This is a genomic window from Spirosoma arcticum (genome assembly GCF_054779955.1).
Map to the genome: position 1 here is coordinate 529,663 of NZ_BAAGXG010000001.1, position 20,229 is coordinate 549,891.

The window sequence follows — 20,229 nt, forward strand, 5'->3', positions numbered from 1 at the left end:
GTCTGCCGGTGGAATAACAGGCAGGTGGGGGTTTGGGTTCGTAAGCGTCACGGTTTGACCACTTTCACCGTGTGCTGCTGCGTGGGGGTGCTTACCTGCAACAGATACAGCCCCGCCGGTCCGCTCAGTGGCACCCTCGTCCGCTCCACCGACGAGGGTTGACGGATAACCGTTTCCCCGGTACGTAACCCCCGTCCGTCGAAGATTTGTAGTTTTAGCCACTGGCCCGTTCCCCCCCCAATTTCTACCTCCAGCGTTCCGGTGAGAACGGGGTTTCCCAGCACGCGCACGGTCAACGGCTTGATTGACTCCGCGCTCCGCCGGGCAGCAGTGCCCGCACAGGCGGCCAGCCAGTTATAGGCAAAACTGGCTCCATTGGGCGAGCCGACCTGCTCGGCCCACAGTCGGATGGTGGGGTTGTCAGTATAGAGGTTGAGCGTATAGGGACCGGGGTTGGTGGTGCTCCCCATTTCGTTGGCTACCCAGAAGCTAATGGCTTGTCCGTTGAGTCCGGCGTACTGGGGCGCAAAGGTGAGCTGCCGCTGGCCCTCACTGACCGACTCACAGCGCACCAGCGTGACGCCGGTGATGGCAAAGCCAGTCGGGTTAGGGTCAGGCGGAGTAATTGTTGAGTTGACGGTAATCAGAAATGAAGTGCTGGTGGCCAGATTGCCCGGATCGATGGCCGTTAGGGTAACCGTCGTCTGACCCGCTGCCGTGGGGCTACCGCTGATAGTAGCCGCGTTAGCGTCAAAGCTCAGACCACCGGGCAAGCCACTCATCAACAAAGTCAGGACATCCCCGTTGGGGTCGGTGAAGGTGTTGGCCGGAACCACCAAGCGGAAGGACTGACCCACCACCGCCTGCTGATTCGCGACGGGCTGAGCCGTTATGGGGGGCTGGTTGGTGGGCGGGGGTGGGGGTGTGCCCGTGCAGGCTGAGAGCCAGTTGTACGCAAAGCTGGCCGGTCCCGCCGAACCGCCCTGCTCAGCCCCCAGTCGAATGGTGGGGTTGTCGGTGTACAGATTCAGCGTATAGGGGCCAGGGCTGGTGGTGCTCCCCATTTCATTGACCACCGAGAAGTTGATGGCCTGCCCGTTAAGTCCGCTGTATTGGGGGGCAAAGGTGAGCTGGCGCTGGTTTGCACTGACCGGCTCGCAGCGCACCAAGGTGACGCCGGTGATGGCAAAGTTAGTCGGGTTAGGGTCAGGCGGGGTAACCGTTGAGTTGACGGTAATCAGAAACGAGGTGCTGACCCAGAGATTGCCCGGATCGGTAGCTCGGAGCGTAACCGTTGTCTGACCCGTTGCTGTGGGTGTGCCACTGAGGGTGGCTGCGTTAGCGTCAAAGCTCAGCCCACTGGGCAGCCCACTCATCGACAGGGTCAGGGCGTCGCCGTTGGGGTCGGTGAAGGTGTTGGCCGGAACCACCAAGCGGAACGGCTGACCTACCACCGCCTGCTGATTAGCGATGGGCTGGGCCGTTGTTGGCGGCTGGTTGGTGGGCGGGGGTGGGGGTGTGCCCGTGCAGGCCGAAAGCCAGTTGTAGGTAAAGCTGGCCTGCCCCGCCGAACCGCCCTGCTCCGCCCCCAGTCGAATGGTGGGGTTGTCGGTATACAGATTCAGCGTGTAAGGGCCGGGGTTGGTCGTAGGCGACAACTCATTGACCACCGAGAAGTTGATGGCCTGCCCGTTGAGTCCGCTGTATTGGGGGGCAAAGGTGAGCTGGCGCTGACCAGCACTGACCGGCTCGCAGCGCACCAAGGTGACGCCGGTGATGACAAAGGCGGCTGCCCCATCGGGAATTGCCATTACCTCGACACCTTCGTTCCACGTCTCACCAACACGGGTGTAGAGTCGAAAATAGTAGGGAACCGATGCGCTCAGGTTGCTCACGGTAACTTCCCCTCCCTGCCCCCGATACACCACTTTGCCCCCTCCAAAAGGCGTTCCATTACCCGTGAAGTTAGCATCAGCTACGTAATTGGTGCCGGTCGGGTGAGCCTGAAAGCCCGAACTGGCCCGAGCGGCTACCAGCACCTCATCGAAGGAAATAGCCGGATTCTGCCAGTTCACTCGTACGGTATTGGGTCCGGGCACGGTCGTTACCTGACTAACCGCCCCATTGTCCGACTGGCAGTCGGGATAAAGGTGGATAGCGGTTGTGGCGCTCAGCCCGCTCCGGTTGGTTACTTTAAGGCTGACGCGGTAGGCGTATGAGTCGGTGCCTGAGCAGCCCACCGGAGCTATCCGTATCTGCGGGCTGATCTCGGTGATGATGGCTTCGGGGTGTTCGTGGGTGTTGTGAAGCAGCGACACCTGCCATTCGTAGGTCAGATTGCTGCCGGTCACTTCGGCCGTCGGGTTGTAGTAGCTGGTCCGGTCGAGGGGATAAAGCGTGTTGTCGGCGGGGCTGGTGATGCGCACGGTGGGTGCTACGCTGTTGAGCGAGATAGTCAGTTGTTTGGTATCTGTCAACTGACCCCCATCGGTTACTGTCAGGGTAACGGTAAACTGGCGTTCGTCGGTACTGACAAAGGTGTGTTCGGGATTGGCTTCTTCCGAGGTAGTGCCATCGCCGAAGTCCCAGTGGAAACGTAGGGAATGGCCTTCGGGATCGGTTGAAGAACTGCCCGAAAAGCTGACGTTTAAGGGCGAGAAGCCGAACGTAGGATTAGCCGAGGGACGCGCTACGGGCGGTTGATTGCCCCCGTAGCTAATGCGCATGATCTGGCCGCTGACGTTAACGTAGACTAAGGAGCCATCCCGTGGGTTCACCTCCAGATCGACAATGCCCTGGCCGGTGCCGCTGGGTGCAAACTCGCGCACCTCATGCACCACATGGTCGCCGTGGTCGTGCAGAACCAGGTTACGAATCCAGTTCTGATCGAAATCCGCGAAGAAATAGGAGTTTTGATAAGCCGCCGGAAACCCCGTTCCCACGTAGTAAGCGCCCCCTATCGACGCCTTTCCGCTAAAAGGTACTCCGGCCGGAGCGCCGGGCGTACCGATGGTGCGGGCTACGGGGGTGCTGCCGTCAAAGGCTGGTACTCGGGCCACCGGGGCGTTGTGTTGCCAGTCCAGAGCGGGTCGGGAATGAGTGAACCGACGACGGGCCGGGTCAGCATCGTTGGCCGGGGAGGTGGGCTGTTGGCATAGGCTCTCGAAAGTAGGTCGGCCCGGTTCGTCTTCATTACGCCTGTTTTGTCCGTAATACTGAGATGCCCGATCCATGCCTTCGTACAGGGGCCAGCCGCAGTTCAGCCCGGCCTGGTCAATGTAGTGAAAGTCCTCGGCCGTCGACCAGCCCACATCGCCCATCAGTATCGTGCCGGGGTTGCCTTCGCTGGGGATGGTGCTGCCCGTGCCGGGCTGGAGGGTCATGCGGTAGGGGTTGCGCAACCCCAGCGTATACACCCGCGACCCGGCCGCCCGGGGATTGGCCGCGTCGAAGAACGGGTTGCCTGATACGCCGTCGCCAGTGGTGGGGTTGATACGCAGCACTTTGCCACACAGGGAGCCTACCATCTGCGCCCGTAGCGCACCTACGTTTTCGGCCGGCCGCATGATGCCTTCCCTAAGCGCCATCTCGTAATACGTGTTTCCGTTACTGCCCACGTCGGCCCCGTCGTAGAACGCGTTGTCACCGGTGGAAACCAGTAACGTACCATCGCGACCGAACAGCAGGGTGCCGCCTACGTGCGATGGGTACAGCATGGGAATGCCGGTGGTTTTTGTTTCCCCCAGTAATACCCGGCGACTGTTGCCGTCGGCCGTAAGCACACCACCAGCATTGGTAACCTGATAGCGGGTTACCCGGCTGATGGTGGCGCTGTTGTACTCGTCGGCGTCCCGGTTGTACTGTGGAGTGCCATAATACAGCAGGTGATGGCGGTCTACGACGTAAAACAGATAGAGCAGACCGGTACGGCTGAAATCAGGGTCTAAACAAACGCTGAGGAAACCACCATCGCCCCAGTTGCCAACTTCCTCGTGAATGTCGACAACGGGCGTGGCTTGCTTCGTGTAGGTAGTTCCGTTCCAGGTGGAGACCCAAACCCGGCCCGACTTGTCCCAGACGAAAAACTGTTGCCCATCGGCCGAAAAGACAAGGCCAACCGGGGTGTTGTAGCCTCCCTGAAGCTGACTGTTGACAAAGCCGGGTGGGAGTGACTGGGCTGACAATTGAGTGACGAATGTAACAAAGGCAGTCAGTGTAATGAATGCCGACCAATACCAGTGCTGATTGGTACTATTGGTAGAATATAGGTGCATTGAGTTTGAGAAGGGTTGAAAATGGTTAACTACCGGATAAGTACCAAATAATGTGCCTGAAGTAGCTTTTTGATAGCAAAAGTTGTATTTAGGTACAACTACTTATAAGCTTAAGAATAACAGATTGCTGGCATCTTTAAATCAACAGCCTTATTGCTGATTAACCTAATTTTATCGGTACAGAATGTTTGGTCGAATTATACGAACTCAATTGAAACGTTCACGGCAGGTAAACCAAAACTAATTTTGTTCATAAAGAAATTGACTACTCGTTCGAATAGTTCGGGGGTCAACATTGCGTTGTCGACCAATGCGAGAAATAAGCTAACTCACCTAACAAGAAGTGCCATTCGGAGTTAAACCCGTATGCAAGCCCCAACCCTAACTCCGCCCCGTAATAAGGTCGACACCTTCGAGTCGCCCGACTTTTACTGCCTCGATGACCTGCTCACGGCCGAGCACAAACTGGTTCGCTCAGCGGTGCGCAACTTTGTTAAGCGCGAGATTACGCCCATCGTGGAAGAGTACGCCCAGCGGGGTGAATTTCCCGCGCACTTAGTGCCAAAATTCGGGCAGATCGGTGTGTTTGGCTCCACCATCCCGACTCAGTACGGCGGGGGCGGGCTGGACCAGATTAGCTACGGCCTGATGACCCAGGAAATTGAGCGGGGCGACTCGGGTTGCCGTTCGTGCGTGTCGGTACAGAGTTCGTTGGTCATGTACCCGATTCTGGCGTTCGGATCACAAGAGCAAAAGCAAACATATCTGCCCCGCTTGGCCAAAGGAGAACTGCTCGGCTGCTTCGGCCTGACCGAAGCGAACCATGGCTCCGATCCGGGTGGTATGGAAACCAACTTCATCGAGCGCAGCGACTACTACCTGCTCAACGGGTCCAAACTCTGGATCACCAATGGCCCCATTGCCGATATTGCCATTGTGTGGGCCAGAAACGAGCAGGGTAAAATTCGGGGGCTGATTGTGGAGCGCGGCATGGAAGGATTCACCACCAACGAAATTGGGAACAAATGGTCGCTGCGGGCCAGCACCACGGGCGAGTTGGTTTTTCAGGATGTGCGCGTTCCAAAAGAAAACCTGCTTCCTGAGGCATTTGGATTAAAAAGTGCCTTAAAATGTCTCGACCAGGCCCGCTACGGCATTGCATGGGGTGCGCTCGGAGCCGCCATGGAATGCTACGAAGTGGCCCGACGCTACGCCCTCGAACGCCTTCAGTTCGATAAGCCGATTGCGAGTTTTCAACTGGTGCAGAAGAAGTTAGCCGAAATGCTTACCGACATCACGCAGGCGCAATTGCTGTGCTGGCGGCTGGGTATGCTCAAAAACGAAGATAAAGCCAGCACCGCGCAGATATCCTTAGCGAAGCGCAACAACATCGAGATGGCCCTGCGCACGGCCCGCGAAGCCCGCCAGATTCTGGGCGCAATGGGTATCACCGGCGACTTTCCCGTGATGCGCCACCTGATGAACCTCGAATCGGTAAGTACCTACGAAGGCACCCACGATATTCACCTGCTGATTCTGGGCGCGGAGATAACCGGCATTCCGGCGTATAAGTAAGTCAGTTGAACAGTCGGTGAGTCAGCCAGTCAGCGAGTTAGTCAGTGGCTGGCGCACGACTGAACAACTCACTTACTGGCCGACTCACCGACTATCTCCTACAAATGCTTAATCACGAAGTTAATGAGCTTTTTTACCCGGTCGGTGTAGGGCGGATAGAGAAACTTCATGGTGCCGAAACGACGCTCCATCACCCCCCGCTGATTGGAAAGTTCCTGGAAGCTGAAGAAGCCGTTCGACTTGCCGATGCCGCTGTTGTTGACCCCGCCAAAGGGTAGTTCGACGTTGCCGAATTGCAGCATCAGGTCGTTGATAATGGTATCACCAGCGGAAGTGCGCTCCATGAGGTAGTCGATGTTCCGGCGGCTGCGGCTGTGAATGTACAACGCGAGGGGCTTCTCTTTCCTGTTAATGATAGCCAGCGCTTCGTCGCGGTTCGCGAAGGTGATAACGGGCAGCACGGGGCCGAAAATCTCTTCCTGCATGATACGCATATCGTCCGTAACTCCTTCAATCACGGTTGGCTCGATGAAGTTCTGATCATCGTTCATCTGGCCACCCATCGTTACGCGGGCACCCTGCTCCACAGCGTCGTCCAGCAGCGCACGGACGCGCTGAAAGTGCCGGTTGTTCACCATGCGGGCGTAGCTGTCGGAGGCTTCGACGCCCTGCCCTTCGGCGTTATACATCCGCTTGACAACCTGCCTGAACTCGGCCAGAAACGGCTCCTTCACCGAACTATGCACCAGCACGTAATCGGGGGCAATGCAGGTTTGGCCGTTGTTGAGGTACTTGCCCCAGGCAATTTGCTCGGCCGCTGTTTTGAGGTTGGCCGTATCGTCAACAATGGACGGCGATTTGCCCCCCAACTCAAGCGTGACGGATGCTAAGTGTTTAGCCGCTGCGGCCATCACGATTTTACCCACGGCTGGGCTTCCCGTGAAGAAAATGTGGTTGAAGGGCAGTTCTAACAGGGCTTGTGACACTGTGGCATCGCCTTCGAAAATGGCAATTTCCTCCGCCGGAAACAGCTCTTTGATCATCCGGCTCATAAACCGCGCCGTGTTCGGGGTCATCTCCGACGGCTTCAGGATGCACACGTTTCCGGCCGCAATGGCTGATACCAATGGCTTCACGATCAACGAAAACGGGTAGTTCCAGGCCGAAAAGATGAGCACGTTGCCTTTGGGTTCGTGACGGATGGACGAGCGCGTCCCCACCAAACTCAGCGGGGTGGGTAGTTGCTGGGGGCTCATCCACCGTTTCAGGTTTTTGATAATGTGCTTGATCTCGGCGTTGACCGCCATCAACTCGCCCAGACCTACTTCGGCGGTAGGTTTGCGAAAGTCGTCGTACATCGCTTTTTCTAAGTCAGCCTGGTGGCTTAGCATCCAGGTTTGAACGCGTCGGATGCGTTCGATGCGCTGATCGACGGTTGTCAGCGCCATTTGGGGCGCGTGTTTGCGTTGGGCGGCAAAAACTGCCTGCAGGTCTAAACGGAGGTCGGTTTCGAGGAAAGTTGTGTTCATCGGTTGTTGATGGGGAATGATTTAGTCAAATGAATAGGCTAAAAGTACAAAATAATGGACGAAACCGGTGACGTTGGCATTTAAAACAGGATTGGTTTATATTAGCCCAAACTTTAGTAAACACTAACCGGATGACACTTGTCAGCGAAAACATCCGCTACCTGCGCAAGCTGAACGGCCTGACGCAGGAGCAGTTCTCCCGAAAAATAAACATAAAACGTTCGCTATTAGGCGCTTATGAAGAGGCTCGGGCCAATCCGAATCAGCAGAACATCCAGGCAATTGCTAAAGCTTTTAATACGACAATTGAACTGCTCACCCGTCAGGACCTGCGCAAACTCCGCGAAACGCCTAATCTTAGTATTCCACTTGGGCAGTCTGCTAAAGCGCCCGACGTCCGAATCCGGCACGAGCAGCCGGGTGAGCCGACACTTCGCTCCGATGGTAAACTTGTTTCTGATGACAGCGACGACCCGTTTCAACACCCCGATTTCCCCGATTTTTTTGCGCAGCCAACCCCGGCTCAGCCGGAGCCTCAACCCCTCTCGTCGGTTTTAAGCAAATATTATCGGACGCAGGACGATTCCCGCGACACGCCCCGGTCTGTCCCCGTTATTCGGTCACCAGAGCGGCCAGACGTTTCAGGGTTTCAGCCCGTGCAGCCGAGTTCGCCCGTCGACCGGCTCTTCGACCAGCAGCCGGAAAGCCGGAGTGCCGGACCACGGACCTCAGATAGCCGCACTTCAGACAGCGGCTCCGCCCATCCAGTCACCGTTCGCCGGGTGGAGCCGCTGACGTTCAATAATGTGTATGAAGGGCGCGGCACGGCTGGCCGGGAAGACAGTGCGCACCAAAATTCGCCCGCGCAACCGGTGGCACCAACAATTTCGATGGTGATGCAGTCCCAGTTTGGCGAATATAGCCAACGCCATCAGCAGGCCGATTTCCTGCACCGGCTCCCCGCCATGCACCTGCCGATGCTGCCCGATGGTCAATACCGTGCTTTTGAAGCCGGTGATGATTTCTCATTTCCGGGGGCGCTGCTCATTGGGCAGTTTACGCGTAACTGGTTCGACATTGCCGATGGAAAACTGTACGTGCTGTTACTGCAAAACGCCGGTGTCTGCTGCCGCCGGGTTTATAACCAAGTAAAGATAAAGGGGACGCTGCTGCTCACGGCCGACCGGGCCGACATTCCCAACCGGGAGGCCGCGCTGAAAGAGGTGCTGGAGGTTTGGGAAATTAGGGCATTCGTGAGTCAGCAACTACCCGCGCCCGCGCCCAACACCGACCGGCTGCGTCAGTTGGTCGATGAGTTGCGGTTCGAGGTGGAGCGGCTATGAGTGAGGGCGGTGAGCCAGTTGCTCAACTTTGCCGAAATTAGCGTGGGTTATCAAAACTCTATTGTTTCGCTGGGGTTAATGCTGCATAAGCAATCATCGTATAATTATGCAAGCCCAACACACGCTGAACGCCGTCGAGCTGGAGAAGCTCAAAGACAAAATTAAAGACATTCGCATCGCCATGCTGACCACGCTGGAGGCCGATGGCGATTTTCACACGCGTCCGATGGCAACCCACGAGATGGAACCAGACGGGACAATGTGGTTTTTCACGTACAACGATTCCAATAAGGTAGACGAAATTCAGCACCACGAGCGCATCAGCTTAGCGTTTTCGGACCCCGGTTCGGAGTTGTACGTGACAACCAAGGGCACAGCCCAGGTAGTAAACGACCGCGATAAAATCAACGAGTTGTGGTCGGATTTTCTGAAAACGTGGTTTCCCGGCGGTAAAGACGACCCCAACGTAGGGTTGCTTAAAGTAAGCATTCACGGGGGCGAATACTGGGACCGGCCGGGTGGCAAAATGGTAAAACTGTTCGAGATGGCGAAAGGAGCCATTACCGGTGACACTGACAAAACAGGCCGCAACGAAAAGTTTGGTGACGAGTTGCAGTAACGGGTATATTAGTGTTTGGATGTACACGTTTTTGCGGTGGATGCCAGTTCGGACACCCACACATAGACACCAAAACACGTTTGCACGGTGGTAGGGGCTTTGGGTTTGGGTAGTCTCCCGAAGCTGAAGCCCTCACTATTTTTAGGGCAATATCGGCGGGCGTTGTAGCTTTGCCATGCGATGCGCTATTTTCTCGAACTGGCTTACCGGGGCACCCGCTACCACGGCTGGCAGCGACAACCGAACGGAGTGAGTGTGCAGGAAGTGCTGGAAACCGCGCTGTTGACCGTTCTGCGGGAACCCGTCGCTCTTGTTGGCAGCGGACGGACCGATACGGGTGTTCATGCCGGGCAGCAGTTCGCCCATTTTGAAACAGAAAACTCACTGCCGTCGAGCCTGATTCGATCAGTGAATAGTTTGATTCCGGGTGACATTGCCGTGTACGACTGCTTTCCGGTTCGGCACGACGATCATGCCCGCTTCACCGCCACGTTCCGGCAGTATCGGTACCAGATTAGTCGCCGGAAAGATCCGTTTCGCGACGGATTGGCCTACGTGTTTACGCTGCCGCTCGATGTGGAACGCATGAACGAGGCTGCTAACCAGTTGCTGGGCTACCGCGATTTTAAAAGTTTCAGTAAGGTCAAAACCGACGTCAACACGTTTAACTGCCGAATCGACGTGGCGTACTGGGAACCGGAGGTCAACGGCGATCTGACGTTTCATATCCGGGCCGATCGGTTTCTGCGGGGTATGGTGCGGACCATTGTCGGTACGCTGCTGTCCGTTGGAGAAGGGCGGCTGAGCGTAATAGAGTTTGAAAAGATCATTGACGCTAAAGACCGACAGCGGGCCGGGCGGTCGGCTCCGGCCGAAGGATTGTCACTCGTTGCCGTCGGGTACCCATCCGATGTGTTTAGCCAGCGGCAGAACTTGACTGGAACGCAGATTGTTGGAGAAAGCAACGGTGTGTAGGTGTATGCGTGTGTAAGTACCGTAAACACCATCCTCACACACATATACACTTAAAACCCTAAACACCTACACACCCAAATACGCGTACACTCCAACACTTATACACCTATACGTTCATCTATTGAAAATTGGAACGATTATATTAGCCGCTGGCGACTCCTCACGAATGGGTGGTGAGCCGAAGCAGTTGTTGGCCTATAAGGGTCAGTCGCTAATGCGCCGGGTAACTGAAACCGCCCTGGCGCTGCAACGTGGTCCGGTTGTTGTGGTGCTGGGTGCTAACCGCGACCAGATTGTGCCCGAACTGGCGGGTCTGCCCGTTACGTTAGTCGATAACCCAGCGTGGCCGACGGGGCAGGCGTCGTCGCTCAAAACTGGATTAGCCGCGTTGTATCTGACGCGTAAAGAAGACATTGACGCGGTGCTGGTGCTGCATACCGATCAGCCGATGGTATCGGTAGGTTTGCTGATTCACATGCTGGACGTTTGGAAAGATCACGGTACCGGTATTGTCGCTTGCCGCTACGACACGCAGGTGAGTGTGCCGGCCCTATTCAGCCGCGACTACATCGCTCAACTGCTGCAATTGGAAGGGGACAAAGGCGTGAAATGGGTAATTGTCAAACACCGCAGCGACTGCGTTGAAGTGCCCTTCGAGGCTGGCGCTATTGACCTGGATTCTAAACGCGACGTTGCGCTGTTCACGCAGGCTCAGGCACTTGTATAATGGGTGTAGATTGAGCGTAAAGCCTGAATGGGCGTGAATCTATCAACGGCGTGGTCACGTACATAATCAACAGAATACGCATACGTTATTAGCCAACTCATGCAAAAACTTGCTACCGCCCACGATCTTCAACATCGCCTGTCAGCCGTAATCGTCACGGCCGAACGCGAATTCAGACCGCAGTCTGACCCGCAATTTCGCTGGAAACCGGCGCCCGACCGCTGGAGCGTTCTGGAGTGCCTTCAACACCTGAACTTAGCCGAGCGGTTCTACATCCGTAATATTCAGCACAAGGTTGATGCGCTGGGCGTAGTGCAAACCAATCCCATTGACCAGACCATCGAATCGGACTGGCTGGGTAAAGCGATGTTGTACGCCATTGACCCGGCGATGAACATCAAACTGCCCGCTCCCGGTATGACCCGCCCCCGACGGCCCGGCGAACTAAACCCAACCGAGGTGCTCAATCAGTTCATTGACCTGCAGAGCACCCTGCGCGACCTGCTCGACAAAGCCGTGTACCTCGACTGGAATCAGGAGAAAGTAATGACGATGTACGGCAACTGGCTGAAAATCAGGCTTGGCGATGCCCTCAGGATGCTGGTGGCCCACACGGAGCGGCATATGAATCAGGCGATGCGCATACGGGCGGAAATGAGCACTCTGACGCAAACACATTAAGTACCAGAGCACTGATAGTCCCAATGGTCTTATTTTTTGCCGAATAGTCAGTAGCTAACGGCCGTCTGTTGTCTTCCCGGTTAAACCGTTTGTCTCTCATGAAAAAGAAATTCTGGATCGGAAGCTTACTGGTAGTTTCTGCTTTAGTCGTCACCTGCACTGCATCCAGAACGACTCCCCAGCAGGCTGCTCAGGTAGAAGGTGATTTTGGCGCAAAGCCCGTCGTTAATCCCGTTGCCAATCCCACGCAGCTAACGCCAACGCAGAGCCTGAACGCCTTCCGGGTTCCCAAAGGATACCACATGGAACTGGTGGCCAGCGACCCCATGATTCACGAACCCGTTGCCATTGCCTGGGATGGCAACGCCCGAATGTACGTGGCCGAAATGGACACCTACATGCAGGATGCCGAGGCCACCGGCGAGCACGAACCCGTGAGCCGGGTGATGCTGCTGGAAGACACTAATGGAGACGGAAAAATGGACAAAAGTTCGGTCTTCATCGACAAGCTGCTCCTGCCCCGGATGCTGCTGTGCGTAAACCACGAGCTGATTGTCAACGAAACGCATACGTATGACCTGTGGAGTTATAAAGACACCAACGGGGACGGTGTGGCCGACGATAAAAAGCGGATTTATCACGTTGACCGTAAAGCAACCGGTAATCTGGAACACCAGCGCAGCGGGCTGGACTGGAACGTGGACAACTGGATCTACGTGACGGTTGACCCGGTCCGCTTTCGTTATACCAACGGAACGGTTATCGTAGATTCACTGCCGAGCGGCTCCAACGGTCAGTGGGGACTGACGCACGATAATTACGGGCGGCTCTTTTTCAGCCGGGGGGGCGGTGAAAATGCGGGTTCCGGCTTCCAGATCAACCCCAAATACGGTGCGCTCGAATTTGCCGATGCTTATGATGAGCAGACATTCAGCCCGGTTTGGTCCATCATCGCGAATCCCGATGCCCAGGGCGGAGGGAAGCGATTACGGGCCGACAGTACGCTGAATCATTTTACGGCGGGCTGCGGACAATCCATTTACCGGGGCGATAAACTACCCGCCGATTTAGTGGGCGATTACCTCATTTGTGAGCCGGTAGCCCGCATTGTCCGACGCGCCGACGTGGTGAATCAGCAGGGCAAAACGCAGTTAGCTAACGTCTACAAAGAACAAGAATTTATTGCCTCGTCGGACTTTCACTTCCGGCCGGTGAATACCTATACCGGACCAGACGGTAATCTCTACATTGTCGATATGAACCGGGGTATCATCCAGGAATCGCAGTGGACGCCCAGAGGCAGTTGGATTCGCCCCCAGATTGAGCGGTTGGGGTTGGATAAGCAAATTCAGCACGGACGAATCTGGCGGCTGGTTCAGGACGGGGTGAAGCCCGGACCCAAACCCCGGATGCTGGACGAGTCGGCCCAGCAGTTGGTGGCTTATTTAGACCATCCCAACGGCTGGTGGCGCGACAATGCTCAGAAACAACTAATCGTTCTGGGGGATAAATCGGTGGTGCCCACGCTGCGGCAACTGGCGGCTGGTGAGCCAACCAAGTCGATTAAAAAGCCCGGCGCGTTAGCCAGAATCCATGCCCTGTGGACGCTGGAAGGACTGGATGCCATGGATCAGGCTACCATTAGCCGGGCGCTGAGGGACGACGATGCGCAGGTGCGCCGAACCGCCATCTGGCTAAGCGAACCTTACCTGAAAAAGAACGAAGAAGCCATGATTCAGCAGGTTACGCAGCTACGGAACGACCCGAGCGACGACGTGCGGATTCAGTTGCTGGAGTCCCTGCATTACAGCAGCGCCGACAAAGCGAAAGCGGTAATTCAGGAGTTTCTGGCCCAGAACGCAGCGCATCCCGTACTGACGGCTGTAGAAGCCAGCATTCAGAAAAACGTTGATTTCAAGACATACGGACGAAAATTGGGCAGTCTGGCCGCAGCCGACCGTAATTCCGTGTTGAGAGGAGCTGAGATTTTCAAGTCGCTTTGTTCATCCTGCCACGGCACCGACGGAAAAGGATTGGCGAACGAGGTTGCTCCACCCATTGCAGGTTCCAAACACTTGGCCGATAATGAGTTGCTGCTTAAGATTTTATTGCAGGGACTATCCGGCCCAATTGACGGAAAGAGCTACCCAACGATTATGCCGTCGATGGCCGATAATAACGACGAGTGGATTGCCTCCGTGGCCAATTATGTCCGTTATGAATTTGGTACACCTACTGGCCCACCTCCGGCCCGGCAACCGGCTCAGAACGCCAGACCAGCGGGTGCTGCGGCTGGCCCCTCGTCGGCATCGGCCACGGCGGGACGGGGTCCCGGCGGTTCCCGGCGGACGCTGTCGATTATTAAGGCGGAGGAAGTCGCTAAGCTGCGTCAGGAAACGGCCCATCGAACTCAGCCCTGGCTGCTGGATGAGTTGGAAGCCGCAAAACCCGGTCAGTAATCAGCCGGAGGTATGAATTGGAGCACCTGCTTAGATTGTTTCGACGAAAAAAAGCGAAAACTGCCCGTCGTTCGCTTTAATTTCGCGCAACGATCTAAGTAATTGAATGAAACACTATTTGCAGCATGACCCGTGGTGTATCATCGAAACCGATTTTCACTCCGAGTTCAATGAAGTAACCGAAAGCGTGATGTCGCTCGGCAATGGCCGACACGGCGGGCGCGGTTCGTTTGAAGAGAAGTTCACGGGTAAGACACTCCCCGGCAACTACGTGGCGGGCGTTTATTACCCCGACAAAACCCGCGTCGGCTGGTGGAAAAACGGCTACCCGGAGTACTTTGCCAAAGTGCTCAACGCGGCTAACTGGATCGGTATCGACATCGACGTCGAGTACGAAACCCTCGACCTCAACACCTGCGCCGTGCGCGATTTCCGGCGGGTGCTGAACATGCAGGAAGGCTACCTCGAACGCGAGTTTGTGGCTACGTTGAAAAGCGGCAAGCAGTTGAAAGTCAACGCCAAACGGTTCTGCTCCATCGTTGACGATGAAGCCGGAGCCATCCGCTACGCCGTCTCCCCGCTCAATTTCGACGCCAAAATCACGATTACGCCCTACATTGACGGGGCCATCCGCAACCGCGACGCCAACTACGACGAGACGTTTTGGGATGAAGTGCGCAAGGAAACCGCCTACGGCGAAGCGTACATCGAACTGCGGACCCGCAAAACCGGCTTCCACGTCGCAACGGGCATGTGCGTTGCCATTGAGCAGGACGGCGTGAAGATTGATTATCAGTCGCAGCCGATCAAGTACGAAAAATACGTAGCCAACCGCATTACGCTCGACTGTCGGCAGGGGCAGGAAACGGCTATCTTCAAGTATGCCGTCAATCTCTCATCGCTCAACTACGACTCGGATGAGTTGATGAAAGAAGCCCGCAAGGCTATTCAGACCATCATGCGGAAAGGATTCGACAAGATGCTCTACGAGCAGAAACAGGCCTGGGCTGATAAGTGGAAAACCAATGACATTATCATTGATGGAGACACGGCGGCTCAGCAGGGAATCCGGTTCAACATTTTTCAACTCAACCAAACGTACACCGGCGAAGACGAGCGGCTCAACATTGGCCCGAAAGGGTTCACCGGCGAAAAATACGGCGGCTCGACCTACTGGGACACCGAAGCCTACTGCCTGCCGTTCTACCTCGCCACCGCCGACCAGAAAGTAGCCCGCAATCTGCTGATATACCGCTACAAGCAGTTGGGGAAAGCCATCGAAAACGCGCAGAAACTCGGTTTCCGAGCCGGAGCCGCGCTTTATCCGATGGTGACGATGAACGGCGAGGAGTGCCATAACGAGTGGGAAATCACCTTCGAGGAAATTCACCGCAACGGTGCCATTGCCTACGCCATCTACGACTACGTCCGCTACACCGGCGACGAGCAGTACTTAGCCGATTACGGCCTCGAAGTACTCATCGCCATTAGCCGGTTCTGGAGTCAGCGCGTCAACTGGTCAAAAGCCAAGGAGCAGTACGTAATGCTGGGCGTGACGGGTCCGAACGAGTACGAAAATAACGTCAATAACAACTGGTACACGAACTACATTGCCGCCTGGACCCTGCGCTACACCATCGAAGCCGTCGCCAAAGTAAAGGCGCTGGATGCCGATAAATACGCCGACCTGATCGACCGAATTCACTTTCGCGAGGATAAGGAGATTGAAAAAGCGACGCATATTATCGAGAACATGTACCTGCCCTACGATGAAGAACGGCGGGTGTATTTGCAACAGGAAGGTTTCTTAGACAAGGACCTGATGCCGGTCTCTGACATTCCGAAGGGGCAGCGGCCCATTAACCAAAACTGGTCGTGGGACCGGATTTTGCGGTCGTGCTTCATTAAACAGGCCGATGTGTTGCAGGGACTGTACTTTTTTGAAGATGAATTTGACACCGATACGCTCCGGCACAACTTCGATTTTTACGAGCCAATGACGGTGCACGAATCGTCGCTGTCACCCTGCGTTCACTCCATTCAGGCGTCAAAACTCGGTATGAAGGAGAAGGCCTACGAAATGTATCTGCGCACGGCCCGGCTCGACCTCGACGACTACAATAATGACACCGAAGATGGTTGCCACATTACGAGCATGGCCGGTACGTGGCTGGCTGTGGTAAAGGGTTTTGGTGGAATGCGCGTTGGCACAGATGGGCTTTCGTTCAGCCCGTACTGTCCCGACAACTGGCAGTCGCTGGCGTTCAAAATCCGCTTCCGGGGGGCGTTGCTCCAGGTGACAACCACGCAGCAGGATGTAACGGTGAAAAGCTTTTCGACCCAGCCCATCACAATTCTGATGCACGGTGAAGAGGTGACGGTGGCCGGTGAGAGCCAGCAGACCGTAAAAGCACCCGTAGCCGTTTAAGTCTGACCGTCCCGATGATGACCATTCGACGCGCCACCGACGCTGACCGCGAACCACTTTGGGCGATTATTCGTCCCATTATTGCCGCGGGCGATACCTGGGCCTTCGCGCCTGACACGCCCAAAGACGAGATGCTGGCATTCTGGCTCGGTCCGGGCGTGATCTCCTACGTCGCCGAACTGTCGGGTGAGGTTATCGGGACGTTTTTTCTGAAAAATAACCAGCCGGGTTTAGGGTCGCATGTGGCCAACGCGGGCTATATGGTTCACCCTGCCCACGCGGGCAAGGGCATTGGTCGGCAGATGGGGTTGTTCTCGCTGGACGAAGCCCGGCGCCTGGGCTACCGGGCCATGCAGTTCAACATTGTCATCAAAACCAACGTGCGGGCCATCAACCTCTGGCAATCGCTGGGCTTTCAGATCATCGGCGAACTGCCCGGTGCGTTTCGGCACGCAACGCTGGGATTTGTCGATGCCTGCGTCATGTTCCAGTCATTGGTTCAGCCCATCACTTACCGCACCGCCACCGTTGCCGATGTTGATCGGATAGCGGCTCTCCACGCCCGTTCGTGGCAGGAATCCTACCGGGGCATCATGCCCGACGAGTTTCTGGATGAAGACGTCGAGGCCGAGCGGCTGGACGTCTGGCAGGAGCGGTTCGCTGAGCAGCCGTTCAACCGGCAGATTATCGTGGCCGAAGACGGGGGGCAACTCGTTGGGTTTGCCTGCGTGCTCACGGGCAGCGATCCGGTTTACGGGGCGTTACTGGATAACCTACACGTAGCCAGCGCGTACAAAGGCCGGGGCATTGGTCAGGCTCTCATCCGGCAGACCGCCAAGTGGGTGCAGCAACAGGATGCGTCCTCGCCCTTCTTCCTGTGGGTGTACGAACAGAATCACCCGGCCCGAGCTTTTTATGACAATCTGGGGGCTATCAATCAGGAAGCGGTGCGGGGCGAACACGGCATTGTGCTGCGCTACGTGTGGCCGGATCTGCAAACGCTGGCAGGAGCCACCCACTAATCAATCGGTTTCGCGGCTGGCTGTACGGACTTAAATTAAGCTAAGGTAACGTACAGTTAACTCCGTCCATACATAATGACTGAGCACCGTACATTTCTCTCAAATCAATAGATACACTCAACGAGTGGCTTCTTCAACCACTAATTTTAATTGGATTGCACCCGTATACGACAGTCTGGTGTCCATAGTGTTTGGGCAGTCACTGCAACGGGCGCAAGCCGTGTTTCTCAACCGGATTCCGGCAGGAGCATCAGTGCTGATTATGGGTGGAGGAACGGGCTGGCTGCTCGAACCACTCTTGGCCACGAACCCGCTCGCCCGGATCGTGTATCTCGACGCGTCGGCCCGGATGGTCGCTCTCGCCAGTCGGCGGGTACTGAAGCGCCAACTGCTGGGCACGGTCGAGTTTCGGGTGGGCGACGAAGCCACGTTGCCGCCCACCGACCAGTTCGATACGATCATCACGCCTTTCGTGCTGGATTTATTCACCGCGCAAACGTTGCGGACGCGGCTGCTTCCCCGGCTCCGAACGGCTCTTAAACCGGGTGGTCAATGGCTCGTTACCGATTTTGTACCCACTACTGATTGGGGTAAAAGGACGCTGATCCAGACGATGATTTGGTTCTTTCGGCTAACGGCGAACATCGAATCGCGCCAGTTAGCTGATTGGCAATCCCTAATGGCCGAAATGGACTTGACGCTTCAGGAACGCAGTTTACAGCTTGACGGATTAGTATCGGCGGAGGTGTGGAGGCTTACAGGTTTGACAGCAGCGCCGTCAGGTCCTGAAACTTGCTGACTTCATACCAGTCGTCGGTGCCTAAGTTGAGCCACTGGCCGGTGGTTTTGGGGCGTCGGTTGAGGGTTGTGTCAGGGTCAAAATCGACGCTGTAGACGGTGCTCATCACGCGTTGCAGGGTCGACCAAGGCAATGTTCGGGAGCCGTCGCGGTGGCTGCGGTCCCGGATGATAACCGTCCGGTCAAAGAACGAAGCCGTCAGGACAAGTTCACGGCCCGGCCCGCGACTGTCCAGAAACGTCAACTCAAACGACCGTTCGCGTTTGTCGGCTTCGTAGGTTGCCTGGATCAACTCCTGGATCAGGTACTGCCAGTCGTCGGCGTTCGCGGGTTTCCCCGTTTGGCTACCATCGAACGTTATGTCCCAAAAGTCGTCATCTTCGCCCAACTGCTCCTCATCAACTGCTTGAAGCCGCGTTTTGTCGGCCACGTCTCCAAACGCCCGCAGCCACGCATTGGGCAACCGCCCCGACCAACTGAAATCGTCGTCGCGCGTAAAGCCTTCCGCTATCAACTCATCGTCGTCAATGTCGTCGCGGTCGGGATACGTGATGGTGAGGTCGATCTGAACTTCGTTGCCAGTGGGCCTGGCCGTAAGTGTGTAGAAATAAGCGTAAGGCGCGGGCAGCGACCGGGCGGTTTGATAGCGAACGTTGAGGTTGGCGAAAAGCATCAGCGCGTGGTTAACGGGACGTAAAATTAGCGGTATCGGTCGATTGTCCGTGCCCGATCAATTTTTCCGGTGGGTGTTTCATTAAACTGCGCTACCGTAATGGCTTCTTTGGGTACGGCATACGGGCCGATTTGCGTCCGGACTGCCTCTTGTATCTGTTGCCATTGCTCATCGGTGGGTGTCCATGCTTCGCAAAAAAGCACCACCCGCTGTCCCAGCCGCTCGCTCGGCAGACCCGCCACGAACAACCGGGCTGCTATACCCGACATGGCCAGTAGGTGTTCAATAAGTTGCTCAATTTGTTCGGGTTGCACTTTCACGCCCCCGCTGTTGATGATCCGGTCGGCCCGGCCCAGCAATCGAAAATGGGCGGGATCATTCAGTTCGACCACGTCGTTGGTTTGCACCCGGACGAAGTTGGTTGCGGCCGAGGTGATATGCAGGCAGCCCCGCTCGTCGGTGCCGAGGTCGACGCCGTCGAGGGCGGTGAACCACTCCTGACGGTCGGCGCCATTCAGCCGCCGAAGGGCGACGTGCGACACGGTTTCGGTCATGCCATACGTCGCAAAAACGGGGGATTCGATCACCTGTAGTGCCTGTTCCAGCGCGGGGCTGGTTGCCGCTCCTCCGACCAGAATAGCCTTCATTGCGTTCAGAATGGGCAATTTGTCGGGTGTCTGCTCCAGAATGGTCTGAAGTTGGAGCGGGACGAAAGCCGCAAAAGCGAACCTCGTTTGCTCGGCGTCAAAGCCTGACAGTGGGTTGCCGGACGGTTCGATGACTGTCATGGGTAACCCCAACTCCAGTCCCCGCACGAGCATCATTACCCCGGCTACGTAGCGAATGTTGAGGCACACCAGCGCGGCATCACCGGGTTTTAAGCCCAGCGTTTGACCGGTTAGGTGCGCACTGGCCCGCATCTGCGCCCGCGTAAGGGTAATGGCTTTGGGAACACCGGTAGACCCCGACGTTTGTAGCACAAACTCCGGCTGGCCACTCATCCAGGCCCGGCAGAAGTCGAGTGCTTCTGCTTCGTACGGCGTTTGGAATACCGGCCAGTGCTGGGGTGTGGCAGGGTCGAGAAATAGGGCAGGCCGTTGAGTAGCCATCAGGTAAATGACAAGA

The 20,229-nt window shown here is 56.3% G+C and carries 14 protein-coding genes; 10 read left to right on the forward strand and 4 right to left on the reverse strand.

The features are described from left to right. Positions 1–47 precede the first annotated feature (47 nt). Entirely contained in the window at positions 48–4,274 is a 4,227-nt protein-coding gene (locus tag ACYVHB_RS02460) for a putative Ig domain-containing protein (RefSeq protein WP_461049287.1), read from the reverse strand. Positions 4,275–4,640: 366 nt separating this feature from the next. Here ACYVHB_RS02460 and ACYVHB_RS02465 point away from each other — a divergent pair, with 366 nt between their 5' ends. Next, positions 4,641–5,849: an acyl-CoA dehydrogenase family protein gene (locus ACYVHB_RS02465; protein ID WP_461049289.1), complete on the forward strand. Its 1,209-nt coding sequence runs from the start codon at positions 4,641–4,643 to the stop codon at positions 5,847–5,849. A 98-nt stretch (positions 5,850–5,947) separates the two neighbouring features. Here ACYVHB_RS02465 and ACYVHB_RS02470 read toward each other — a convergent pair whose 3' ends face one another. Then, the gene (locus tag ACYVHB_RS02470) at positions 5,948–7,378 is read right to left on the reverse strand and encodes an aldehyde dehydrogenase family protein (protein ID WP_461049291.1); all 1,431 of its coding nucleotides are present in this window, start codon (positions 7,376–7,378) and stop codon (positions 5,948–5,950) included. A 131-nt stretch (positions 7,379–7,509) separates the two neighbouring features. Here ACYVHB_RS02470 and ACYVHB_RS02475 point away from each other — a divergent pair, with 131 nt between their 5' ends. The 9 genes from ACYVHB_RS02475 to ACYVHB_RS02515 all read left to right on the forward strand — a co-directional run bounded on the left by ACYVHB_RS02475 (position 7,510) and on the right by ACYVHB_RS02515 (position 18,431). Then, positions 7,510–8,721 (forward strand): helix-turn-helix domain-containing protein, encoded by a 1,212-nt coding sequence (locus tag ACYVHB_RS02475; protein WP_461049292.1) that lies wholly within the window; start codon positions 7,510–7,512, stop codon positions 8,719–8,721. Between the two features lie 106 nt (positions 8,722–8,827). Then, positions 8,828–9,340 (forward strand): pyridoxamine 5'-phosphate oxidase family protein, encoded by a 513-nt coding sequence (locus ACYVHB_RS02480; RefSeq protein ID WP_461049294.1) that lies wholly within the window; start codon positions 8,828–8,830, stop codon positions 9,338–9,340. Between the two features lie 180 nt (positions 9,341–9,520). Next, complete coding sequence (gene truA, locus ACYVHB_RS02485) at positions 9,521–10,315, forward strand: tRNA pseudouridine(38-40) synthase TruA (RefSeq protein ID WP_461049296.1); 795 nt, start codon at positions 9,521–9,523, stop codon at positions 10,313–10,315. 121 nt (positions 10,316–10,436) lie between these two features. Then, on the forward strand, positions 10,437–11,042 hold the full coding sequence (locus tag ACYVHB_RS02490; RefSeq protein WP_461049298.1) for a nucleotidyltransferase family protein: 606 nt from the start codon (positions 10,437–10,439) through the stop codon (positions 11,040–11,042). Positions 11,043–11,141: 99 nt separating this feature from the next. Then, the gene (locus ACYVHB_RS02495) at positions 11,142–11,723 is read left to right on the forward strand and encodes a DinB family protein (protein WP_461049300.1); all 582 of its coding nucleotides are present in this window, start codon (positions 11,142–11,144) and stop codon (positions 11,721–11,723) included. A 98-nt stretch (positions 11,724–11,821) separates the two neighbouring features. Next, positions 11,822–14,182, forward strand: a complete 2,361-nt coding sequence (locus ACYVHB_RS02500) for a DUF7133 domain-containing protein (RefSeq protein ID WP_461049302.1) — start codon at positions 11,822–11,824, stop codon at positions 14,180–14,182. A gap of 106 nt (positions 14,183–14,288) precedes the next feature. Then, positions 14,289–16,610 (forward strand): glycoside hydrolase family 65 protein, encoded by a 2,322-nt coding sequence (locus ACYVHB_RS02505; protein WP_461049304.1) that lies wholly within the window; start codon positions 14,289–14,291, stop codon positions 16,608–16,610. Between the two features lie 14 nt (positions 16,611–16,624). After that, complete coding sequence (locus ACYVHB_RS02510) at positions 16,625–17,632, forward strand: GNAT family N-acetyltransferase (protein WP_461049306.1); 1,008 nt, start codon at positions 16,625–16,627, stop codon at positions 17,630–17,632. Positions 17,633–17,756: 124 nt separating this feature from the next. Continuing rightward, on the forward strand, positions 17,757–18,431 hold the full coding sequence (locus tag ACYVHB_RS02515; protein ID WP_461049308.1) for a class I SAM-dependent methyltransferase: 675 nt from the start codon (positions 17,757–17,759) through the stop codon (positions 18,429–18,431). Here ACYVHB_RS02515 and ACYVHB_RS02520 read toward each other — a convergent pair. Both ACYVHB_RS02520 and ACYVHB_RS02525 read right to left on the reverse strand, forming a co-directional pair. After that, positions 18,388–19,104: a hypothetical protein gene (locus ACYVHB_RS02520; protein WP_461049309.1), complete on the reverse strand. Its 717-nt coding sequence runs from the start codon at positions 19,102–19,104 to the stop codon at positions 18,388–18,390. The genes ACYVHB_RS02515 and ACYVHB_RS02520 overlap by 44 nt on opposite strands. Before the next feature lie 26 nt (positions 19,105–19,130). Further along, a complete protein-coding gene (locus ACYVHB_RS02525; RefSeq protein ID WP_461049311.1) occupies positions 19,131–20,213 on the reverse strand; it encodes an AMP-binding protein in 1,083 nt (360 codons plus the stop codon). Positions 20,214–20,229 lie beyond the last annotated feature (16 nt).

Coding starts and splice junctions, on each gene's coding strand:
- ACYVHB_RS02460 (WP_461049287.1), bottom strand. CDS start 4,274: ATGCACCTATATTCTACCAATAGTACCAATCAGCACTGGTATTGGTCG.
- ACYVHB_RS02465 (WP_461049289.1), top strand. CDS start 4,641: ATGCAAGCCCCAACCCTAACTCCGCCCCGTAATAAGGTCGACACCTTC.
- ACYVHB_RS02470 (WP_461049291.1), bottom strand. CDS start 7,378: ATGAACACAACTTTCCTCGAAACCGACCTCCGTTTAGACCTGCAGGCA.
- ACYVHB_RS02475 (WP_461049292.1), top strand. CDS start 7,510: ATGACACTTGTCAGCGAAAACATCCGCTACCTGCGCAAGCTGAACGGC.
- ACYVHB_RS02480 (WP_461049294.1), top strand. CDS start 8,828: ATGCAAGCCCAACACACGCTGAACGCCGTCGAGCTGGAGAAGCTCAAA.
- truA (WP_461049296.1), top strand. CDS start 9,521: ATGCGCTATTTTCTCGAACTGGCTTACCGGGGCACCCGCTACCACGGC.
- ACYVHB_RS02495 (WP_461049300.1), top strand. CDS start 11,142: ATGCAAAAACTTGCTACCGCCCACGATCTTCAACATCGCCTGTCAGCC.
- ACYVHB_RS02500 (WP_461049302.1), top strand. CDS start 11,822: ATGAAAAAGAAATTCTGGATCGGAAGCTTACTGGTAGTTTCTGCTTTA.
- ACYVHB_RS02505 (WP_461049304.1), top strand. CDS start 14,289: ATGAAACACTATTTGCAGCATGACCCGTGGTGTATCATCGAAACCGAT.
- ACYVHB_RS02510 (WP_461049306.1), top strand. CDS start 16,625: ATGATGACCATTCGACGCGCCACCGACGCTGACCGCGAACCACTTTGG.
- ACYVHB_RS02520 (WP_461049309.1), bottom strand. CDS start 19,104: ATGCTTTTCGCCAACCTCAACGTTCGCTATCAAACCGCCCGGTCGCTG.
- ACYVHB_RS02525 (WP_461049311.1), bottom strand. CDS start 20,213: ATGGCTACTCAACGGCCTGCCCTATTTCTCGACCCTGCCACACCCCAG.